The following is a 12,955-nucleotide window of genomic DNA, read 5'->3' as shown; positions in this document are numbered from 1 at the left end:
GGGTTGGGCATGAAGGTGCTCTGCGGGATCGGCGGCAGCGACGACTCGTTCCGCGCGCTCGACCGGACGGTCGAGCGCGCGGCGGTCGCGAGCGACGACCTGACGATCGCGGTGGTGGACAACGAGGACTCCTCAGTGTCCCCCGACGAGGTCGTCGAGCGCGCCGAGGCGGCGGTCGAGGAGGCGGCGATCGACGCGGAGGTGCGGCGCGTCGAGGGCGACCCCGGGAGTCGGCTGGTGGACATCGCCGAGACGGAGGGGTTCGAGGAGATCGTCTTGGGCGGCGGACACACGAGTCCGATGGGGAAGATCACGATCGGGTCGATCGCGGAGTTCGTCCTGTTGAACGCCAAGACATCGGTCACGCTGGTCAGATGAGCGACCGAGGCTACCCGGACGCGGTGGCGGACGAGTTCCCGCCGCCGCCGACCGCGTTCACCGACCGCGAGGACCGCCGGATCGAGGTCCGGCCGTACGAGGGCGACCCGGCGGCCAGGGAGTCGCTCGTCGAGATGTACGACGCCTTCGACCCGGCGGACCGCGCGCAGGGGATCCCGCCCGGCGGCGAGGAGCGCATCCGCGAGTGGCTCGACGCTATCCTCGCCGACGACTGCTACAACGTGATCGCCTGGTGCGACGACGCGGCCGCCGGCCACGCGACGCTCGTCCCCGACGGCGACGCCTACGAGCTGGCGATCTTCGTCCATCAGGAGTACCAGCGTGCCGGGATCGGCACCCACCTCATCCGCGGACTGCTCGGCCACGGGCAGGCGAACGGCGTCGAGAAGGTGTGGCTCACGGTGGAGCGGTGGAACCGCGCCGCCGTCTCCTTGTACAAGAAGATCGGCTTCGAGACCTCCGACGCCGAGAGCTTCGAGCTGGAGATGGGGCTGCGGCTGCGCGCCGACGGGGAGACGGCCGCGGAGGGAGACGCGTCCGCGACCCCCGACGAGTCCGACGCCGACGAGTAGGGTTGGCCGGAATCTTCAAGCCTTTAGGGGCGGCCCGCGACCGCTCCGATATGAGTCACCGAATTCTGCTGCTGGGGGCGCCGGGTGCCGGGAAAGGGACACAGAGCGCGAAGCTGGCCGACGCGTACGGCGTCGAGCACGTCACGACCGGTGACGCGCTCCGCGCGAACAAGGACATGGAGACGGAGTACGGCACGCCGCGCTCGTTCATGGAGGCGGGCGAGCTGGTGCCGGACCCGGTCGTCAACGAGATCGTCGAGGCCGCGATCGGCGACGCCGACGGGTTCGTCCTCGACGGCTACCCGCGCAACCTCGATCAGGCGGAGTACCTCTCGGAGATCACCGACCTCGACGCCGTCATCCTCCTCGACGTCGACGAGGAAGTGCTCGTCGACCGGCTCACCGGGCGCCGCGTCTGCGACGACTGCGGCGCGAACTACCACGTCGACTTCCAGCCGCCCGAGGAGCCGGGCGTCTGCGACGAGTGCGGCGGCGAGCTGATCCAGCGCGAGGACGACACCGAAGAGACCGCCCGCGAGCGGCTCGACGTGTTCTACGACAACACCGAGCCCGTGATCGACCACTTCCGCGACGAGGGCGTCCTCGTCGAGGTCGACGGCGAGGCGACCCCGGACGAGGTCTTCGCTCGGATCCGCGATGTCGTCGAGAGCTAATCCGCCGCGTGGCCGGGAGCCAATCCGCCGCGTGGCCGGGTGCCAGTCCGACCGGCGCCGGGGGCCGACCGAGCGACGATCCTACAAGGTTCTTAACCGTCGACCGCTAACCGGCCGCTAATGAGCAAAGTCGAACGGCGAGTCCGCTCGCTGGTCCGCGAGGACGGCGAGATGCGGGACGCCATCGAAACCGTCCTCGACAACGCTAGCGGCGGCGAGGTGCGTTGGGTCGACGTCCGCGACCAGATCACCAGCGGACAGTGGGGCCGGCTCATCGAGAAGGAGATCCTCGTCGACGGCGAGGAGGGCTTCGCGCTTGCCGACCGCGACGACATCGAGGCCGGGATGGAGGACGACTCGGGCGGCGGCGACGTTGAGACGCCGGAGACGACCTCCTGGTCGAAGTGGGATAAGCTGGCCGGGCTGGCGACGCTCGGCGCGTTCGTCGGCTACGCGGTCTCGCCGGTCCGGAACGCGATCGCCGGCGGCATCGACGTCGTCCTCGGCCCCCTTCTGAACGTCGTCCCCTTCTACGTCGTCATCATGGTCATCGCGCTCGGCACGGGGATGTACTCGACGCTGCTGCGCGCCGGGCTCATGGACATGGAGAAGATGGGCGCGTATCAGGAGCGGATGAAGGACATCCAGGAGCGCCGGAAGGAGGCCGAGAAGCGCGACGACGACGAGGCGCTCGACGAGATCCAAGAAGAACAGATGGAGGCGATGGGCGACCAGCTCGGCATGTTCAAAGAGCAGTTCCGCCCGATGGTGTGGATCATGTTCCTCACCATTCCGGCGTTCCTCTGGATGTTCTGGGTGATCGGCTACCGCGGGTCTGAGGCCGCGTACCCGGCCGTCGCCGCCCAGGAGCTCGTCGTCCCGCTCGCGGGCACCGTCACCTGGGACACGGGGATCGTCGGCCCGATCCAAATGTGGATCCTCTGGTACTTCCTCTGCTCGATGGCGTTCACCCAGCTCGTCCAGAAGAGCCTCAACATCGAGATGTCGCCGTCCGCCTCGTAGGCAGCGCCGCGCTCTCCGGCGCTCCCCCTCCGTTTCCCTTCGACGCCGCCGTTCTCCCTCTCACTCCCGTTCCGCGAGGAGCGCTTCCACCTCCTCGCGCGACGGGATCGACCCCATCCCGCCGACCGACCGGACCGAGAGCGCGGCGGTCGCGTTGCCGAACGCGACCGCCCCGCGGAGCGCCTCCGCGTCGGCTCCGGACTCAGACTCGGCACTCCCCGCGAGCCGCGAGAGCAGGCCCGCGGTGAACGCGTCGCCGGCGCCGGTCGCGTCGACCGCCTCCGCCGGGAACCCGTCGTGCCGGACCGTCGTGGCCCCCCATGGCGCGTCGTCGGTACTGACCGCGAGCGCGCCGTCGCGGCCGAGCGTGACGACGACGGTGTGGGGGCCGAGCGCGAGCAGGTCGCGGGCCAGTTCCCCGCCCTCGCTCGTCGACAGCCCGGCCGCGGCGGCGTCCTCGTCGCTACACAGCACGACGCCGCTCTCGGCGACCGTCTCGCGGACCGCGGTCGACGCCGCCTCCGCCGTCTCCGGCGGCACCAGGTCGGAGCGGTAGTTCACGTCGAACGAGACGGGACACCCGGCGGCGGTCGCCGCCGAGCGGAGCTCGCGGGTGGCCGCCCGCCCCCGCAAGTGCGTCAGCGCCACGCCGCCGAGGTGGACCCACGGCGGCGCGCTCGCGCCCCCCGGCGACGCCGCGCCGTCGTCGCCCGTCAGCGCCTCGGTCGGGACTGCGTCCGGGTCGAACCCGAACGTCGCGTCGCGGTCGCCGTAGAAGGAGAACCGCGGCCCGCCTTCGCCGGGCGGCGACACCACGGCGAGCGTCGTCTTCCCCTCGACGCGCTCGACGTGCGTCTCCGGAATCTCCGCCGCGGCGAGCGTCTCGGCGAGGAAGTCGCCGAACGCGTCGTCGCCGAGGCGCGTCCAGAACGCCGGCGGCGAGCCGAGCCGCGCGAGCCCGACCGCGACGTTGGCGGGCGCGCCGCCGGGCCGGTGGGCGTAGCTGTCGACCTCCCGCAGCGTCTCCCCGGAGTCGGGCACGAAGTCGACGAGCGTCTCTCCGGCGACGAAGATGCCGGCCATTGTCCTACTCGGCCGCCGCGGCCTCGTCGGCGCCGCTCGCCTCGGCCTCGACTTCCTCGGCGACGGCCTCGAACGCCGCGAGGATGACGCGCTTACACGCCTGTCCCTCGGTGCTCCAGTGGTGGGCGTAGTCCAGCATGTCGTCGTAGATGTCGGGCTTACAGCCCGCCGCCTGCGGGTGCCCGCCGCCGTTCACTCGGCCGGCGACCTCGTGGGCGTGCCGGAAGTCGTCCGACCCCCGGATCGAGGCGGAGCCGGCGGGCTTGACGATCACGGCGGCGTCGGCCCCCGCCTCGCGGAGGCGCTCCGCGACCTCGTTCTGCGAGCAGCGGCCGTAGGTGACCGCGACGCGCCAGTCGCCGACCTCATGCGTGACCGCGCGGTCGACCGCGAGGTCGATGCGCGCCTCCTTCTCGACCCGGCGCTCCGCGACGAACGACCGCACCGTCTCCGGGAGGTCGACGCCGTACGCGCCGACGACGGCCGCGTACTCCTCGGCGCCGGCCCAGTAGGAGTAGTCGGCGAGGTCGTCGGAGCGAGGGTCCTCCTTGAGCCAGAGGTCGTGGTCGCGCGTGACCTCGGCGAGCTCGGCCCAGCGGTCGTCGAAGGCGTAGTCGAGCGACCGGAGCGTCACGTCGGCGGTACACTCCTCGTCCGACTCGCCGACGACGAGGTCGACGCCGGCCTCGCGGACCGCGTCGGCGGTCTCGTCGTCCCACTGGTGGTGGTCGAACCACCGGATCGCGTCGGTCGAGTCAGCCAGCTCCGTTAACGGCTCCGCGATCCACTCGTAGTCGTCGGGGCAGAGGTCACAGACGAACAGGTCGATCCCGTCGTCGGCGTACTTTTCGACGCGTTCGAGCGCGGTGTCGATCGAGTACGGCCCCGCCGAGACCAGCCCGACCGGGGACTCGGCGTGGGCGTCGCCGAGGGGGTCGTCGTCGCCCTCCCCCTCGTCGTCCGGCTCGTCGCTCCCGCTCTCGCCTTCGAGCCGGGCCGCGACGGCGTCCTCGAAGGGTCCGACGTCGAGGGCGGCGTCGTACGCCTCGCGGATCATCGCGGCGCAGGCGAGACCGTCGGCGTCGCCGTCGGCGATCACGACCGCCTCGCTGCCCTCGATCGCCTCCCTCGCCCGCCGCTCCGCGCGTTCGTCGTCCAGCGAGTCCGGGTAAAAGAAGCCCTTCCCCGGCAGCTTCGTGTACCGCGACCGGGGGGCATCCCCCGTCTCGATGAGGTCGTCGTCCATACCGTCGAGGCGGGCGGCAGCCGGAAAACTCCGCCGCTCTCGCGGCGAGCGGCGATCGCGTCGCCTTCGCGACGCTCAGATCGTCGTCCGCCGAGGGTCCTCGTCGGTCAGCTGTCGGACCGTCAGCACCGGGACCGGGCAGGTCCGGACGACGCGCTCGGCGACGGAGCCGATGAGAAAGCGGTTCTCGCCGTGGCGGCCGCGGGTGCCCATCGCGACGAGGTCCGCGTCGGCAGACCGAGCGTACGCGTCGATCTCCGAGGCCGGACGGCCCTCGCGGACCTCGATGGTCACGTCGAGGTCGCCGTCGCGGTCGTGGGCCGCGTCCGCGACGCGGTCGAGCGCGTCGCTCCCCTGATCGTCGAGCGCGTCGCGGAGGTCCTCCCGGACCGTGTCGGGCGACGACTCCACCTCGCCGGCGTCGACGACGTACACCGCGTGGACCTCGGCGTCGAACCGCGCCGCCACGTCGACCGCGACCGAGACGGCCCGTTGAACGCTGTCGGAGCCGTCGGTCGCGACCACGATGGTGTCGAACATGGCCACCCGTTCGCCGCAACGACACCTAAAACCCGGCGGTCGGCGGAAGCGCACGCGGTCGGCGGACACGCCGACGGTTCGCCGCCGACTATGTATGAAATCCTCGCCAGTCGGGCGCCGCTACGCCAGGAAGACGTGGCGCGGGCGGTCGGCGAGCACGTCGCGGCCCCACTGGACGGTCTCGGAGAACTCGTCGGAGCGGAAGAAGCCCATCGCGTCCTCCTTCGCGTTCCACTGGCTGGCGATGAACATGTCGTTCTCGTCTTCGGTGTTCACCATCAGGTCGGTCTCGACGTGGCCGTCCATCTCGGCGAGCAGGTCGCCCACGTCGTCGAAGGTGTCGACGAACTCCGTCTGGTAGTCGGGCTTGACGGTGTAGAACATCCCCATCGTGCCGAAGCCGGACTCCTCGCCGGCGCGGGCGACGATGTCGGGCAGCTCCGAGAGGAACCCCGCCGCGGTCTCCGCCGCCGACGCGGTGTCCCAGATCGGGACGACGGCGGCGCGGTCGGTGTGGCGCCCCTCGTACACCGCGGTCTTGACGTGGGTGCCGTAGTGGTCGAAGTTGCCGCGGAGCCCCTCGACCTCGTCGAACAGCTCGTCCACGTCGGCCTCGCTGTACAGCACGGTGGCGTACACGTCCTCGCCGTGCGGCTTCCCGGCGTAGATGTCGAGGTCGGCGAGCTCGCCGCGGATATCCTCGTCCGAGGCCCCGCCGTCGCCCTCGTCCTCGCCGTGGGGATGGTCGCCCTCGCCGCCGGCCTCCCCCTCGCCGTGGGGATGGTCGCCGTGCGCGGAGCCGCCGCCCGCACCCGAATGGTCGTGGCCCTGACCGTGGCCGTGCGCGTCGTCGCCGTGACCGCCCTCGCCGTGCGGGTGGCCGGCGCTGTCCTGCTCGGGGACGCGCCCGGTCGGGACCGTCTCGCCGCCGAGGAAGGCGTCGAGGTCGCGCGGCGGGAACCGCCGGCCGACGTAGAAGTCGCCGAACTCGCCGTAGCGGGAGGAGGCCGGGTCGAACCGCATCTCGTAGACGATGTCCTTGATGTCGGTCGGGTCCGCGCCGAACAGCGTGACGCCCCACTCGTGGTCGTCGAAGCCGACCGAGGAGGCGATCACCTGCTTGATCTTGCCCGCGTACTCCTTGCCGACCTCGCCGTGGCCCGCCATCAGCTCGGCGCGCTCCTCGAAGTCGAGGTCGTACCAGTTGTGTTCCTCGCCGCGGCGCTTGCTCATCGGATAGAAGCTGACGTACTCCTCGTCGGGGATGTCGGGCTTCAGCTTCCCCTCGATGTACCGCTTGAGCCCCTCGTCGACGGCGTCGGCGCCCTCCTCGAAGTAGTCGTCCGAGACGTAACCAGACACCTCTGTGACGGAGACGTAGGAGGTCTCGCGCTCGGTGAACTTCGCGAGCGCGGTGTCCTCGAAGCGGCGCTCGATCGCGGAGAGGTCGTCGAGCGACGGCCGGAAGTGGAGGAAGAGGAGGTCCGCCTTGTGTCCCAGCACCGAGAACAGCGCCGACTCGCCGTCCTCGGCGTCGGCGACCAGCTCGCGGTGTTTCAGGAAGGCCTCGCCCTCCTCGATCGCTCGCTGCCGCTCAGACTCGGGTGCCTCGCGCCAGGCGTCCCAGTCGATCGATCGGAAGTCGTGCAGCGAGAACCACCCTTCGGCGGTCTGTGGAGCCTCGACCATACGTCGGGTTCGGGCCGCGCGACTTAGGGGTTTGCGGGTCGTCCCGACGCGCTGTAATCCGTCGGCTCGTCCCCGGTCGTGCCCGAGTCGAAGCCGGCACCAGTGGTTTCGAAGCCCCAGGCGCTCGGCAGTACGTGAGTTCTTATGACCGGTCGATCGGCACGAACATCCCGAAGCCCCAGTCGGGAGGCGGCCGCACGCTCGCCGCGCTCCTCGTCACTCACTCCGTTCGTTCCTGCGGTGCTCGCGTCGCCTGCGGCCGCCTCCCGACTGCCCCTTCGAGTCCCGCCCGCCACCGCACCTCACACCTCCCCAGCCTCGTCGGGCGCGTCTTCGGGCTCCCGCCGGTCGCCCTCGTCGCGCCCGACCCCCTCGCGCGTGCTCCTCGCGGCCAAGGGCCGCTCGCAGGCACCCGCCACCGCGATTCATATTATTAGCGCATCACACCCGCCCCCGTCCGCTCGGGTCACCGACGCCCGCGAACCGCTCCGGTCGTCGCGACTCGCGCCGCTCGCCGTCGCCGTGACCGAAACCCTTTCGACGCGACCCCGAAAAGTCGGGACGATGCGGAAAAGCGGCCCGCCGAAAGGACTGATCTCGTACCTCGTCTTGGAGCTGCTCGACGAACGCCCGCGATACGGGTACGAGCTGCTCGGCGAGATAACCGAGATCAGCGGCGGCCACTGGGAGCCCTCCTACGGCTCCGTCTACCCGATCCTCTACAAGTTCGAGGAGGAGGGCGTCGCCGAGCGCGTCGAGCGCGCGGACGAGCCCGACCGCAAGTACTTCGCGCTCACCGACGCGGGCCGCGAGGAACTCGCCGAGAAGCGCCGCGAGATCGGCGGCGAGGCGCGGGACTTCGGCGACGTGGTCCTCGGATTCTACCACCTGTACGCCGCGCTCGCCACAGACGGCCGGTTCGAGGTCGACGACGCGGACGCCGACTGGGCGTTCTCGGAGCGGTACAGCGCGTGGATCGTCGAACAGATGATCCGCCACCACGAGCGCGACTTCGGCGAGTTCGAGCGGATCGACGCCTCCCCAGACGAGTTCTACGCGCGGGCGGACGATGCGGACGCGCCGTCGGAGTCCGGGGGTGCCCCCGGCGAGGCCGAGACCGCGGACGACGCGGAGGAGTCGGAGGGGGCGTCCGGCGCGGCCGACGACTGATTCCCTAGTCGGCGGTGAGCGGCGACGCCCCGCGACTCACCGGTGAAGCAGCCGCCACAGGAGTCCGCCGGGGAGCCCGGCGCGGACGAGCCGGTCGTACAGCCGGTCGGGGAGGACGCGACCGAGCCGCGGTAGCCACCGCGCTCGGCGGCTCACCCGATACCGCGTTCGCGGTCGGTCGGCGGTCGTCGCCGTCACCACGCGCTCGACGACGGTCTCGACGTCCGTGGCCGCCGGGGAGTACCCCTCGAACGCGCGGTAGGCGGCGGCGTACGGCCCGTCGCCGTCGGCGGCCTCGACCGCGGCGGCCGCCCGCTCGTTGAAGCCGGTCCGGACGGGACCGGGCTCGACGAGCGCCACGTCGACCCCGCGGGGCGCGACCTCCCGGCGGAGCGCGTCGACGTAGCCGTCGAGCCCCGCCTTCGCGGCGCTGTACGCGCCGTGGTACGGCAGCGCGACCGACCCGACCATCGACCCGACGACCACGACCCGTCCGCCGCGCTCGCGGAGCGTCGGGAGCGCCGCGGAGACGGTCACGTGGACCGCGGTCAGGTTCGTCTCTAGCTGTCGCCGGAACGCCTCGGCCGAGGCGTCCTCGACTGCCGCGATCTCGTAGCCGCCGACGCAGGAGACGACGGTGTCCAGGGGACGGTCGGCGAGCAGGTCGCGGACGGCGGCCTCGTCGCGGAGGTCGACGACGGCGGTCTCGACCGCCTCGGGCAGGTCGGCGAGCCCGTCCGCGTCGCGGTCGACGCCGAGCACGTCGTGGCCGGCGGCGGCGAGCGAGCGCGCGACGCCGCCGCCGATCCCGCCCGCGGCCCCCGTCACGAGAACGTCCATGACGGGCAGTGCGCGGCGCCCCCAGTAGACGGTGGCGGTTCGCGGCGCCGGCTCCGGGCGCCCGTCTCGACCCGCCGCCCGAAGGCATATATCCGCCACGGGCGATTGTCGGCGTAATGTCCACCGACGAGCCGTCCGTCCCGATCGTGTGCGACGAGTGCGAGACGGAAACCCGCGTGCCCCTCGACGACCTCGCGGACGCGCTCGATAAACACAACGACCAGAAACACGGCGGCGAGGCCGTCGCGGAGGTCGATCCGGCGATCAAAGACCGGCTCGCCGACCTCGTCGCCGAGGACTTGGGGCTGTTCGACGAGGAGCCGGCCGAGGGGGCGTGAGCGCCGCCGCGAGCGACCACCGGGAACCGGAGCGCTCGGCGGCACGCGCCAGCAATATTTGCGTCGTTCGGTGACGAGTGTTTTCGGCGTATCTCCGGTATACGGGGCTTTGAAACCTCGAAACGCCACTTCTGTCGTCTTCCGCCGTCACCGGAACGCGCTTCCGTTGCTGGTGACGCGAGAGTGTTGCCCGCGGGGCCGCTTCCGTAGGTATGTACGACTCAACGCGGACAGCGTCGCGGCGGTCGTTCCTCGCGGCCGCGGGCGGAACTGCGACGGTCGGCCTCGCCGACTGCCTCGGCGGCGGGAGCGGCGGGCTCGACGAGATCACGGTCGCGCACATGCCGATCTACCCCGACCTCCAGTGGTACGTGATGGAGGGCGAGGGATACTTCTCCGAGGTCGACGCCGAGGTCACCGGCCAGGAGTTCGGCAACGGCCCCGACATCGTTCAGGCGCTCGGCGGCAGCGACATCGACATCGCGATGTTCGGGATCGTACCCGCGATGATCGCGATCGACCGCGGTATCGCCGCGCGGGTGACCGCCGCGAACATCCGGGAGCCGATGGGGATCATGGCCGAGTCCTCGTTCCACGAGACGTTCGAACAGCAGGGCGCCGACGCGTTCGCGGCGTGGGAGGAGGAGCAGGGCGAACCGTTCACCTTCGGCACGTTCCCACAGGGGAGCGTCCCCGACGTGCTGTTGCGCTTCTGGCTCCGCGATGTCGGCGTCGACCTCGCAGCGAACGACAGCGTGGAGATCATCGAGATCAGCGGGGCGAGCTCCGTCTGGCAGGCGATTGCCAACGACGAGATCGACGGCACCTCGATCATGGAGCCGGTGCCGACCATCGCGCAGGCGGAGGGGTCGTCGGTGGAGATGCTGCGGACCGCCGCCGAGGTCCTCCCCGGCCAGCCCGCCGCGGTCACCCTGATGAGCGACGAGGTCCGGGACTCCCCGATCGCGGCGCAGTTCCTCGAACAGCACGTCCGCGCGACCGACTTCATCGAGGAGAACCCCGACGCGACCGCGGGCCACGTCGAGGAGGGAATCGGGATGCCAGTCGACCGCGCGCGGAAGGCGCTCGACTCGCCGCTGTCGAACTTCATCACCGACCCCGCCGAGATCACGGACGCGACGCAGGTGTTCGCCGAGTTCGCGGCCGATAACGGCCAGACCGACGAACAGCTGTCGAACGACCAGATATTCGACCTCGGGGTGTACGACTCGCTCTGATGGCGACCGAAACCGCATCGCGCGTCGACGAGGACGGCGCGTTCGCCGGCGTCGGGCTCGGAGACGGGCGGCGGCTCCTCCGGGGCGCCGCGGGGGTCGTCGGGTTCCTCCTCGTCTGGCACGCCGTCTCGCTCACCCAGGATCCGTTCGTCCTCCCCTCGCCGGTCGCGGTCGCCGGGGCGTTCGCCGGCGAGCTCGCGTCGGGAGACATGACGACGGCGCTGTATCAGAGCGTCCGCCACTGGATCCCCGGCACCGTCGCCGGAACGGGTCTCGGCGTGGCCGCCGGCGTCGCGTTCGCTTGGAGCGGCCTGCTGGACGACCTGACGGCGCCGCTCGTCCGCACCCTGCGCCCCGTCCCGCCGCTCGCGCTGATCGGCTTCGCTATCGCCTGGTTCGGGATCAACGACTGGGGCGCGGCGTTCATCATCGCGGTCGGCGCGTTCTGGATCAACTTCTACGCGGCGTACGGCGCCGTGGAGGGCGTGAGCGAGGACCTCCTCGACGTGGGGCGGACCCTCGGCGTCCGCGGCGACCTCGACGCGGTCCGGTCGATCGTCCTGCCGGCGTCGCTGCCGGGAATCATGACCGGGATCCGGACCGGACTGGGACGGTGTTGGATGCCCGTCGTCGCCTCGGAGATATTCGGCGTCCCCGGGGTCGGCCGCGAGATCATCCGCGCCAGCAACAACCTGCGCGTCGACCGGGCGATCGCGTACATCCTCGTGTTGAGCCTGATGTACCTGCTCGTCGACGTCGCGTTCCGCGCGGTCGAACGGAGGGCGTTAGCGTGGCGGGCGTGAACGGAGACGGCGCGGCCGGACGCGACGGAGAGACCCCCCCCACCGCGGCGGCCAGCGTCGCGCTCGACGGGGTCGGGAAGACGTACTCCGGCGACGGCGAGGGCGGCTCGGTGGGCGCGCTCGACGACGTGTCTTTCTCGGTCGCCGACGGGGAGTTCGTCTGTCTCGTCGGCCCGTCCGGCTGCGGGAAGACGACGCTGTTCCGGGTCGTGGCCGGGCTGACCGAGGCGACCGACGGCCGCGTCCTCCTCGACGGCACCGAGGTCACGGGGCCGACGACGGACATGGGCGTCGTCTTCCAGGAGTACCACCTGTTCCCGTGGCTCACGGTCGAGGAGAACGTCGGGTTCGGGCTCGAACGGAGCGACCGATCGGCCGCCGAGCGCGAGGCGCGCGTCGACGAGATGCTCGACCTCGTCGGGCTGACCGAGTTCCGCGGCGCCTACCCGAAGTCGCTGTCGGGCGGGATGAAACAGCGCGTCGCCATCGCCCGGTCGCTCGCGGTCGACCCGGACCTGCTGCTGATGGACGAGCCGTTCGGCGCGGTGGACGCTCAGACCCGCGAGATGCTCCAGCGGGAGCTACTCGACGTGTGGGAGTCGACGGGGAAAACCGTCCTCTTCGTCACGCACGACGTCGCGGAGGCGGTGACGCTCGCCGACCGGGTCGTCGTGATGGCCGCCGATCCCGGCCGCGTCCGCGAGGTCGTCGATGTCGACGTCGAGCGCCCGCGCGACCGCGGCGACGCCGCGTTCGCGGAGTACGTCGGCCGCGTGCGAGAGCTGATCGGCGCCCACCCGTAGCCCCGTCCCCTTCGCGCCCGGCGTCTCACACCCTACTCCTCGCCGTCCGCCTGATCCTCGACGCTCGCCGACAGCTCGTCCACGTGGGTACGGAGCATCGCGAGCGTCGCGTCCGCGTCGGCGTACCCCTCGTCGTAGTCGTCGAAGGCGGCCGTCGCCCGGTCGAGAAATCGCTCTACCGCCGCGTCGGTCGGCTCGTCGGTCATGGGTCACGCTCCGCCGGCGAGCGGTTTATGTCTCCCGGCGGGGAGCGCGCGGCGACCGTCAGCGCCGACGGAGGGCGTACGTCGTGTAGCCGACCGCGACGACGAGCGCGCCGTACAACAGCGTTCCGAGCAGGGCGGGCGACGCGGTGACGTACTCGCCGAACGGGTCGGTCAGCGCCAGCACGGCCACGGTGAGCGCGGCGGAGATGGCGATCCCGACCGCGCCGAACGCCTTAAACGCCGCGTCGAGGTCGAATCCACGCGATCCCGGTTGGTGGCTCATACCCCTTCGTACGCGCTCAGGTTATAAATCCGTCCGACTGGATTCTCA

General features: G+C 71.2%; 16 protein-coding genes. 9 read left to right on the top strand and 7 right to left on the bottom strand.

The features are described from left to right. Positions 1–9: 9 nt before the first annotated feature. The 4 genes from B9H04_RS00645 to B9H04_RS00630 all read left to right on the top strand — a co-directional run bounded on the left by B9H04_RS00645 (position 10) and on the right by B9H04_RS00630 (position 2,668). Complete coding sequence (locus tag B9H04_RS00645; RefSeq protein ID WP_049930461.1) at positions 10–378, top strand: universal stress protein; 369 nt, start codon at positions 10–12, stop codon at positions 376–378. Next, entirely contained in the window at positions 375–971 is a 597-nt protein-coding gene (locus B9H04_RS00640; RefSeq protein ID WP_049930463.1) for a GNAT family N-acetyltransferase, read from the top strand. The genes B9H04_RS00645 and B9H04_RS00640 overlap by 4 nt, the downstream gene beginning before the upstream one ends. Before the next feature lie 50 nt (positions 972–1,021). Next, complete coding sequence (locus B9H04_RS00635) at positions 1,022–1,645, top strand: adenylate kinase (RefSeq protein ID WP_049930465.1); 624 nt, start codon at positions 1,022–1,024, stop codon at positions 1,643–1,645. A gap of 120 nt (positions 1,646–1,765) precedes the next feature. After that, positions 1,766–2,668, top strand: coding sequence for a DUF106 domain-containing protein (locus B9H04_RS00630; RefSeq protein WP_049930467.1), 903 nt, complete (start codon positions 1,766–1,768; stop codon positions 2,666–2,668). Positions 2,669–2,728: 60 nt separating this feature from the next. On the opposite strand, the gene B9H04_RS00625 is transcribed toward B9H04_RS00630, so the two are convergent. From B9H04_RS00625 to B9H04_RS00610, 4 genes are all read right to left on the bottom strand, one after another. Continuing rightward, the gene (locus tag B9H04_RS00625; RefSeq protein WP_085682350.1) at positions 2,729–3,751 is read right to left on the bottom strand and encodes a carbohydrate kinase family protein; all 1,023 of its coding nucleotides are present in this window, start codon (positions 3,749–3,751) and stop codon (positions 2,729–2,731) included. A 4-nt stretch (positions 3,752–3,755) separates the two neighbouring features. Then, positions 3,756–4,997 (bottom strand): DHH family phosphoesterase, encoded by a 1,242-nt coding sequence (locus tag B9H04_RS00620; RefSeq protein ID WP_049930470.1) that lies wholly within the window; start codon positions 4,995–4,997, stop codon positions 3,756–3,758. A 75-nt stretch (positions 4,998–5,072) separates the two neighbouring features. After that, positions 5,073–5,537, bottom strand: coding sequence for a universal stress protein (locus B9H04_RS00615; protein WP_049930471.1), 465 nt, complete (start codon positions 5,535–5,537; stop codon positions 5,073–5,075). Positions 5,538–5,657: 120 nt separating this feature from the next. Next, positions 5,658–7,226 (bottom strand): heme-binding protein, encoded by a 1,569-nt coding sequence (locus tag B9H04_RS00610; RefSeq protein ID WP_085682349.1) that lies wholly within the window; start codon positions 7,224–7,226, stop codon positions 5,658–5,660. 564 nt (positions 7,227–7,790) lie between these two features. Between B9H04_RS00610 and B9H04_RS00605 the strand changes: the two genes are divergently transcribed. Then, positions 7,791–8,396, top strand: coding sequence for a PadR family transcriptional regulator (locus B9H04_RS00605; protein ID WP_049930475.1), 606 nt, complete (start codon positions 7,791–7,793; stop codon positions 8,394–8,396). A gap of 36 nt (positions 8,397–8,432) precedes the next feature. Here B9H04_RS00605 and B9H04_RS00600 read toward each other — a convergent pair whose 3' ends face one another. Then, complete coding sequence (locus tag B9H04_RS00600) at positions 8,433–9,236, bottom strand: SDR family NAD(P)-dependent oxidoreductase (RefSeq protein ID WP_049930477.1); 804 nt, start codon at positions 9,234–9,236, stop codon at positions 8,433–8,435. 116 nt (positions 9,237–9,352) lie between these two features. On the opposite strand from B9H04_RS00600, the gene B9H04_RS00595 reads away from it, so the two are divergent. The 4 genes from B9H04_RS00595 to B9H04_RS00580 all read left to right on the top strand — a co-directional run bounded on the left by B9H04_RS00595 (position 9,353) and on the right by B9H04_RS00580 (position 12,418). Next, positions 9,353–9,574, top strand: coding sequence for a hypothetical protein (locus B9H04_RS00595; RefSeq protein ID WP_049930479.1), 222 nt, complete (start codon positions 9,353–9,355; stop codon positions 9,572–9,574). Between the two features lie 212 nt (positions 9,575–9,786). Next, entirely contained in the window at positions 9,787–10,812 is a 1,026-nt protein-coding gene (locus tag B9H04_RS00590; protein ID WP_049930480.1) for an ABC transporter substrate-binding protein, read from the top strand. Beyond that, the gene (locus B9H04_RS00585; RefSeq protein ID WP_085682348.1) at positions 10,812–11,615 is read left to right on the top strand and encodes an ABC transporter permease; all 804 of its coding nucleotides are present in this window, start codon (positions 10,812–10,814) and stop codon (positions 11,613–11,615) included. Before B9H04_RS00590 ends, B9H04_RS00585 begins: the two co-directional genes overlap by 1 nt. Then, positions 11,603–12,418: an ABC transporter ATP-binding protein gene (locus B9H04_RS00580; RefSeq protein ID WP_085682347.1), complete on the top strand. Its 816-nt coding sequence runs from the start codon at positions 11,603–11,605 to the stop codon at positions 12,416–12,418. The genes B9H04_RS00585 and B9H04_RS00580 overlap by 13 nt, the downstream gene beginning before the upstream one ends. A 32-nt stretch (positions 12,419–12,450) precedes the next feature. Here the strand turns inward: B9H04_RS00580 and B9H04_RS18510 are convergent, their stop codons facing one another. Together B9H04_RS18510 and B9H04_RS00575 are read right to left on the bottom strand one after the other, a co-directional pair. Beyond that, on the bottom strand, positions 12,451–12,624 hold the full coding sequence (locus B9H04_RS18510) for a hypothetical protein (RefSeq protein ID WP_167373077.1): 174 nt from the start codon (positions 12,622–12,624) through the stop codon (positions 12,451–12,453). Between the two features lie 58 nt (positions 12,625–12,682). Next, on the bottom strand, positions 12,683–12,907 hold the full coding sequence (locus B9H04_RS00575; protein WP_049930485.1) for a hypothetical protein: 225 nt from the start codon (positions 12,905–12,907) through the stop codon (positions 12,683–12,685). Positions 12,908–12,955 lie beyond the last annotated feature (48 nt).

The sequence above is a fragment of the Halorubrum ezzemoulense DSM 17463 genome (assembly GCF_002114285.1).
In the GTDB taxonomy this organism is placed as follows: Archaea; Halobacteriota; Halobacteria; order Halobacteriales; family Haloferacaceae; genus Halorubrum; species Halorubrum ezzemoulense.
The sequence above is the reverse complement of the archived record's forward strand: the minus strand, read 5'-3'. Positions and strand labels throughout refer to the sequence as shown.

Coding starts and splice junctions, on each gene's coding strand:
- B9H04_RS00645 (WP_049930461.1), top strand. CDS start 10: ATGAAGGTGCTCTGCGGGATCGGCGGCAGCGACGACTCGTTCCGCGCG.
- B9H04_RS00640 (WP_049930463.1), top strand. CDS start 375: ATGAGCGACCGAGGCTACCCGGACGCGGTGGCGGACGAGTTCCCGCCG.
- B9H04_RS00635 (WP_049930465.1), top strand. CDS start 1,022: ATGAGTCACCGAATTCTGCTGCTGGGGGCGCCGGGTGCCGGGAAAGGG.
- B9H04_RS00630 (WP_049930467.1), top strand. CDS start 1,766: ATGAGCAAAGTCGAACGGCGAGTCCGCTCGCTGGTCCGCGAGGACGGC.
- B9H04_RS00625 (WP_085682350.1), bottom strand. CDS start 3,751: ATGGCCGGCATCTTCGTCGCCGGAGAGACGCTCGTCGACTTCGTGCCC.
- B9H04_RS00620 (WP_049930470.1), bottom strand. CDS start 4,997: ATGGACGACGACCTCATCGAGACGGGGGATGCCCCCCGGTCGCGGTAC.
- B9H04_RS00615 (WP_049930471.1), bottom strand. CDS start 5,537: ATGTTCGACACCATCGTGGTCGCGACCGACGGCTCCGACAGCGTTCAA.
- B9H04_RS00610 (WP_085682349.1), bottom strand. CDS start 7,226: ATGGTCGAGGCTCCACAGACCGCCGAAGGGTGGTTCTCGCTGCACGAC.
- B9H04_RS00605 (WP_049930475.1), top strand. CDS start 7,791: ATGCGGAAAAGCGGCCCGCCGAAAGGACTGATCTCGTACCTCGTCTTG.
- B9H04_RS00600 (WP_049930477.1), bottom strand. CDS start 9,236: ATGGACGTTCTCGTGACGGGGGCCGCGGGCGGGATCGGCGGCGGCGTC.
- B9H04_RS00595 (WP_049930479.1), top strand. CDS start 9,353: ATGTCCACCGACGAGCCGTCCGTCCCGATCGTGTGCGACGAGTGCGAG.
- B9H04_RS00590 (WP_049930480.1), top strand. CDS start 9,787: ATGTACGACTCAACGCGGACAGCGTCGCGGCGGTCGTTCCTCGCGGCC.
- B9H04_RS00585 (WP_085682348.1), top strand. CDS start 10,812: ATGGCGACCGAAACCGCATCGCGCGTCGACGAGGACGGCGCGTTCGCC.
- B9H04_RS18510 (WP_167373077.1), bottom strand. CDS start 12,624: ATGACCGACGAGCCGACCGACGCGGCGGTAGAGCGATTTCTCGACCGG.
- B9H04_RS00575 (WP_049930485.1), bottom strand. CDS start 12,907: ATGAGCCACCAACCGGGATCGCGTGGATTCGACCTCGACGCGGCGTTT.